A 7590-nucleotide genomic window follows, 5' to 3' on the forward strand; every position below is an offset into this window, starting at 1 on the left:
GCTTAATATTCGAATGATAAACAAAAGGTCCTAGTTCTTAATGCACATCCATTTTTCAGCAAATAATCGTTATTTATTAGGAGAGATGAAATGAAGAGTTTGATGAGCGAGTATACGAATCCTAAGAAATTTGAAATTGAATACAGCCTGGATGGGAAAAGATTCGACAATATTAAACGATTTACGATTATAAATGGTATTGATGTTCTGAAATTATTTGCTGCTGCTTGGTGTTTCTATAAGAGTCAAATTTCTGGTAATCAGTCAGAGTCAATTCATATCCTTAATAAAAGGGGAACGTTCGTTGCGATTGAATATGAGGTAGATAAACAGCAGACATCAAGCTCATTTATGAGAATGATGTGTGAACATTGGTCCCTTATGGATGAATTGGAAGTTAGTAATATGGATTCCGATTATGGAGATATTCTGCTATTTGAACGTCTTTATCTAAATGAAAATGTACAGTCGGGGGAACAAACGACCACCGTAGGCATTAGCATGTCCGAAAACAGTATATCTTTCCTTTATCAATTCAATTCCGAACTTTTTCAGGAAAACTTAATAAACCGAGTGCATAGAAGGGTTTTGGGTATTGCGCTGCAGATGGCTTCAAGACCATTTGATCCTCTTCATGAGATTTCATTGATAGACGAATCGGAGTCAAAGGAAGTTCTATATCATTTTAATGAGAGCAAACGCGATTATCCTGAAGATAAAACAATGATTGAACTGTTTGAGCAACAAGTTGAACGGAACCCAGATCATATAGCATTAGAGTTTAAAGGTATCACTCTTACATACCGAGAGCTCAATGCTAGGGCGAACCAAGTTGGAAGAAGACTAAGAGAAGAAGGAGTCATGCCGGATACTATCGTAGGAATAATGGCCCAAAGATCAGTAGAAATGATTGTTGGAATATACGGTGTTCTTAAGGCAGGGGGGGCTTATTTACCCATTGATCCGGAAATGCCGATTTCACGGATGAAATTCATGTTATCAGATAGTAAATCTCCTGTTTTACTCACTGGGCCATGTAGTCAGGAGAAAGTGAGTCAATTAGAGGATATTCATATCATTGATCTAGGTACTTTCGAAGAGGGAGAAACTGCGAATCTAGATCATTACGCCCTTCCTGAACATCTCGCTTATGTGATATACACATCAGGTACAACGGGTAATCCAAAAGGAGTTATGGTCGAAAATCGAAATTTAGTAAATTTTGTTTTCTGGATGCTGGAAGATGAATATCTACCAGATGAGGTTATTTTGCAGAAAACGACCTATGCTTTTGATTTGTCGATCTGGGAACTATTCGTAGGTTATATGGCTGGTGCAAAGCTGGTGCTACTCCCTCCAGAAGATGAAAAAGAGCCCGAAAAAAATCGCTCAATTAATTTATCAACAACAGGTTACTCGTACCTCTTTCGTACCGTCGGTTCTGGAAGGGTTTCTGCCCTTTGTAGATAGCAAGTTAGTGAAATCGTTACGTAGAATTCAGCTTTCTGGTGAAGCGTTGCCGGTAGTTTTAGCGAATCAATTCAATAATAAAAGTGGTGGGACGACAAGGTTAGTGAATTCGTATGGTCCAACGGAAGCCACTGTATTTGCAACCTCGTATGACGTACCATCCGATGAAATACTAACCAAAATTCATATAGGTAGGCCGCTTGCTAATATGCATATCTATATTTTAAATGACAATCAATTGTGTGGGGTTGGTATGCCTGGAGAATTATGTATTGGAGGTACAGGTGTAACACGTGGTTACTTAAACAGACCGGAACTGACCGCTGAAAAATTCGTGGATAACCCGTACCACCCTGATGAACGAATTTATCGAACGGGAGACCTAGCCTTTTGGACTGATTCCGGGACGATTGAATATCTAGGAAGAATGGACGAGCAAGTGAAAATCAGAGGTTACAGAATTGAACTGGGTGAAATCACGAGTCAGCTTAGGGCTTTTGATGGTGTTGATAATGCGGCTGTTATAGCTGTAGAGCAGGATGGGGACAAGTCCCTATGCGCTTATGTTGTTTCACAGAAAGAACTTAATATCCAAGTACTGAAGGATCAACTGTCCGAGCGACTTCCTTTATATATGGTACCTTCTCATATTATGCAAATTGAAAAATTACCGGTGACAAGAAACGGTAAGCTGGATAAAAAAGCACTTCCGAAGCCAATACATGTTAGCTCTTATCCATACATTGCACCAAGGAATAAAATAGAAAACGTTATTGCGCAAGCATTTCAAAATATACTCGGGGTTAAAGAGATCGGTATCGATGATCCATTTTTTGAGCTTGGTGGTCATTCACTGCGTGCAACGAAATTGGTAAATCAGCTGGAGGAGCGACTTGGCATACGTTTTGGAATTCGGGATATACTTATCGGTCAAACCGTTAGAAACATTGCTGAAATGGCTGTAATGAGACCTGAGTCTTCTCGGGTGGAGCCCATTCCTGTTCAGGTGCAAGCACATCGGCAGTATGAAATGAGCTCAGTCCAAAAGAGATTATATGTAATACAGCAAATGCAGGGTGACAGTGTTGCATATAATATTCCGACATTATTGAAAGTTTCGGGTGAAGTAAACGTAGAACGGTTGAAGCAGGCATTTTTCAAGCTTGGTGAGCGTCATGAATTGCTTCGCACACATTTTTACCATGAACAGGATCATTTCTATCAAGTTATTGAGGATAAATCCCAGATAGCCTTGGATTACGAAGAAAATCACACTGACGAAGTTTCTGATTTATTCAAGGATTTTGTACAGCCTTTTGATATGAGTATTGCTCCGCTCTTACGGGGAAAGGTGGTCAAAACCAAATATGACGAAACGCTGTTGTTCCTTGATATTCACCACATTATCTATGATGATGCTTCGGCAAGCATCCTGCTAGAGGATCTGACCAAACTATACAATGGCGAATCCTTACCTGAACTCAGCGTACAGTATAAGGACTACAGTGTCTGGCAGAATCAAAGAGATCTAAAAGAACAAGAGAAGTACTGGCTTAATGAATTTTCAAACGATGTCCCTGTATTGCAGCTGCATACGGATTTCCCAAGACCGCAGCTTCAAAGTAATCGGGGATCAAGTGTGTTTACTCGGCTTTCCAAAGAGCATAAGGAAGCAGTAAAGAATGTAAGCAAAAACACAGGAGCTACGGAATATATGATCTTGCTCTCTATATTCATGCAGCTGCTCAGGCGCTACAGCAGACAAGAGAGTATCGTCATAGGAAGTCCAATTGCAGGCAGGTTACATCCACAGACAGAGCACATGTTAGGGATGTTTGTTAACACCTTGGCTATTAAGGGAGAACTGCATGAAGGTCAAACTTTTACAGAACTCGTTCTGCAGATGAAAGAAAAATGCTTGAGAGCTTATGAAAATCAGGAGTATCCATTCGAGAATCTTGTAGAGAAGCTAGAAATCGAAAGAGATCTTTCCAGAAATCCTATTTTCGATGTCATGTTCGTGATGCAGAACAATGATAAGAAAAGAATGAATCTCGGTGGTGCTGATTTAATTAGCATCCGTGAAAATCGTGTAGGATCGACCTTTGATCTCACGGTTAGTATAGAAGAAAGTGAAGATGGTTATGAACTTGAATGGGAGTACTGTTCAGATTTATTCAAAAGGGAATCTATTGAGAGAATGGCTGCTCATTTTAACACACTAGCGATGAATGCTGCCCTTCACCCGTTAAAAAAACTGAATGATCTTGACATAATGAGTGATCATGAACGGTACACTCTTCTCCAGGAATTCAATGACACTAATGATGAATATTCGGATAACAATGTAATTTCGATATTCGAAGAACAAGTAGAACGAACCCCCGATCATATTGCCGTTGTATTCCAGGAACAATCCTTATCCTATCGAGAGCTGAATGAGCGGGCCAATCAGGTGGGTAGAAGATTAAGAAGACTGGGTGCAGGAGCAGACGATATCATCGGTATAATTTCTGAGCGATCGATCGAGATGATCGTAGGAATGTTTGGGATATTAAAAGCAGGGGCTGCCTATTTACCGATTGATCCGGAGCATCCGACAGAACGGATTACCTATATGCTGCAAGATAGCGGTTCATCAATTATTTTGGTGGGTCCTGGCGGTCAAAAAGCATGTCAAGAGTTGCCTCATAGTACAGTTCTCATAGATCTCACGGAATATTTGCCAGAAGAAGTTACAAATCCTGTTGGAATCACGAAGCCTCATGATTTAGCATACGTGATCTACACGTCCGGTACGACAGGACAACCCAAAGGGGTGATGGTGGAGCATCGTAATTTGGTAAATCAAGCAATCTGGCAAATCAGCAATGGAAACTACAATAAGGATACCGTCATGATCCAAAAAACGACATATGCCTTTGACGGATCTGCTTGGGAGATTTTTTCGACGCTTCTATCCGGCAGTAAACTCAGAATGATTACAGAATCTGAAAATAAAGAACCTGGTCCTTTGCTGGATATCATGCCGAATGCACAGATTGCTTTAATCCCTTCCATGCTGCGAACACTCCTGGAATATGCTGAGATCCATCACTGTGAAGAAGCGCTGCAAGCGGCAGATCGTATTTATTTGGCCGCTGAGCCCATAACGTCTGATCTGCTTACTAAATTTATGCAGGTAACTGGAAATGGCCTTGAGAAATTAGGTAATTTATATGGGCCAACCGAGTGTACGGTCACGGCTACCTCATACACATTCGATTCCTACGAGCAAACCGGAATTGTACCCATTGGCAAACCGATCTTGAACACACAAATTTATATATTGGATGGAGATCAATTATGCGGTATCGGCATGCCTGGGGAACTATGTATTGGGGGAGCAGGGGTAGCCAGAGGGTATTTGAATCTGCCTGAACTTACTGCTGAAAAGTTTGTAGAAAATCCATTCAAACCGGGAGAACGAATCTATCGTACGGGAGATTTAGCACGCTTTTCGAGTGATGGAAATATTGAATATCTTGGCCGGATTGGGGATCAGGTGAAAATACGGGGATACCGGATTGAACTCGGGGAAATTGAGAACAGGCTGCGTGAAATAGACGGTATTTATGATGCGGCTGTTATATCCCGGGAAGATCGAGGTGAGAAATACCTGTGTGCTTATGTGGTAGGGAGCAAGGTTATTGATTTGAAGGTCATTCGGGAACAACTAGGCAAAACTCTACCTACATACATGATACCTTCATCTATAAACGAACTGACGACACTTCCACTCACTAGAAACGGAAAACTTGATAAAAAGGCATTACCAGAACCTAAGATTATTGGACATGAGCGTTATGTGGCTCCACGTAATGAACTTGAAACCCATATTGTGGACATATTTCAAGCAATTCTAAATGCAGGACGTGTGGGCATTGATGACAGTTTCTTTGAATTAGGAGGTCACTCGCTTCGGGCAACACGTTTAGTCCATGCTTTGGAACAAAAATTCAGCATACGATTACCTCTAAGAGAATTGCTCCATTCACCTACAGTGAGGAAAATTGCTCAAATAATAGTTGCTTCCTCAGCAGATGCGGAAGTCTATCAACCTATTACCATCCAACCTAAAATGAAAACTTATGAAATGAGTTCTGTTCAAAAGAGGATTTTTGTCATTCACCAAATGCAAGATGAAAGTATTACTTACAATATTCCTACTATGTTTAGAGTACAAGGGCAACTAGATCTAGGTCGTTTAGAGCAAGCTCTTACACAGCTTTGTAAACGGCATGATTTGTTGAGAACACGTTTTGTTCATGACAAAGAAAACTTCTTCCAAGTGATAGAGGATACTTCTGAACTAGACTTACATTATATAGAAGCACACACCGAACAAATTCCGGACTTGTTCCGTCAATTTATCCGTTCCTTTGATTTAGGCAAAGCACCGCTAATGAGAGTACAGGTAATTAAATCCACGGACAATGAATTCACAATGATGCTTGATATTCATCATATTATTTTTGATGAGGCATCTAGAAGTATACTGTTTGCTGATTTGTCTAGCTTGTATCAAGGAATGGAGCTTCCTGAACTTAGGGTCCAGTATAAAGACTATACTGCATGGCAGAATGCACGGGATTTACAGAAGCAAGAAACTTACTGGCTGGAAGAATTCTCAGGTGATATTCCTGTGCTGGATATGAAGACGGATTTTGCTAGGCCACAGTACCAAAGTCATATAGGAAAGAGCTTAGTAACTCGTTTAACTGTGGAACATAAAAAGGCAGCGAAGGAGCTCGCCCAAAAAATAGGTGCAACAGAATATATGGTTTTGCTGTCTGCTTTTATGCAGCTCATGGGTCGTTACAGCAGGCAGGAAGAGATCGTGGTAGGAAGCCCGATTGCAGGAAGGGTGCATCCAGAGTCAGAGCACATGCTCGGGATGTTCGTTAATACGCTGGCGATCAAAGGAAAAATGCAAGCGGATCAAACATTTATTGACTTTGTAGCACAGATTAAGGAAAAGTGCTTGAAAGCCTATGAGAATCAGGAATATCCGTTTGAACTTTTGGTAGATAATGTGGTGCTGGAAAGAGATATTTCACGTAATCCCATCTTTGATGTGGTATTTGCTCTACAAAATAATGAAAGTTCACAATTTACTCTCGGTACAAGTCCACTAGTGCAGGTGGGCACAGATAGTGTTGCTGCTACCTTCGACTTAACCGTAAGTATGGAAGAAGTGGATGAAGGGTATAAGCTGCACTGGGAGTACTGCACAGACTTGTTTCAGCAGGAGACAATCGAACGCATGGCGGAGCATTTTGATGTTCTGCTCTCCCATGTTCTGCTGAACCCGACAGAAGCTTTGCATAAGCTAACCATGATGAACGAGGAGGAACAGCAGCAGGTGCTGCACCTCTTTAATGATACAGAAGTGGACTACCCTTCCCATAAAACGGTGATTGAGCTTTTCGAGGAACAGGCAGCACGTGTACCTGAGCGGATTGCAGCCGTATTTGAAGAGGAGAATCTACATTACCGAGAACTAAATGCCCGGGCGAATTACCTAGGACATTTGTTACGAAATAAAGGGGTAGGACCTGACAACATTGTAGGTCTTATTACGGGTCGCTCACTCGACATGCTGGTCGGCATATATGGTGTACTCAAAGCAGGCGGAGCTTATCTCCCGATTGATCCGGAGCATCCAGCGGACCGGATACGCTATATGCTGAACGACAGTGGAGTGGAAGTCGTACTGTTGGGGCCGGGAGTGAAGAGAGAGAATCTTCCGCTGGAAGGGAAGACGGTCATTGATTTGACGGAGGAGCAGGATCAGGTAGAAGATAATCTTCCTCTGATTGCCTCGGCGCCAAATTTAGCATATGTCATCTATACCTCGGGTACGACAGGACAGCCGAAAGGTGTCATGATCGAAAATCGCAATCTGGTTCATCTGGCAACCTGGCAGCGGGTACAGGGGCAGATGGATGAACAGAGCGTGATGTTGCAGAAATCGACTTATATATTTGATGCAGCCGTATGGGAAATATTTTCGAGTGGTTTGTCAGGAAGCAAGCTAGTCATGGTAACCGAAACGCAAAATCAGGACCCAGCGGAACT

Annotated in this window: 2 protein-coding genes; both read left to right on the plus strand. The window is 41.8% G+C overall.

Annotated elements, in window-relative coordinates; translation table 11 throughout:
- Positions 1-90 precede the first annotated feature (90 nt).
- Positions 91-1470 carry an AMP-binding protein gene (locus KFT32_RS27375; protein WP_249436169.1) on the plus strand — a complete coding sequence of 460 codons (1380 nt, stop codon included), beginning with the start codon at positions 91-93 and terminating at the stop codon, positions 1468-1470.
- Positions 1364-7590: non-ribosomal peptide synthetase (locus KFT32_RS26840; protein WP_249436170.1), on the plus strand; the 6227-nt coding region annotated here is incomplete at its 3' end. The genes KFT32_RS27375 and KFT32_RS26840, both read left to right, overlap by 107 nt.

The sequence above is a fragment of the Paenibacillus sp. Marseille-Q4541 genome (assembly GCF_018310695.1).
Taxonomy (GTDB): domain Bacteria; phylum Bacillota; class Bacilli; order Paenibacillales; family Paenibacillaceae; genus Paenibacillus.

Excerpts from the sequence above, each read along its gene's own strand:
- KFT32_RS27375 (WP_249436169.1), top strand. The coding sequence starts at position 91 with ATGAAGAGTTTGATGAGCGAGTATACGAATCCTAAGAAATTTGAAATT.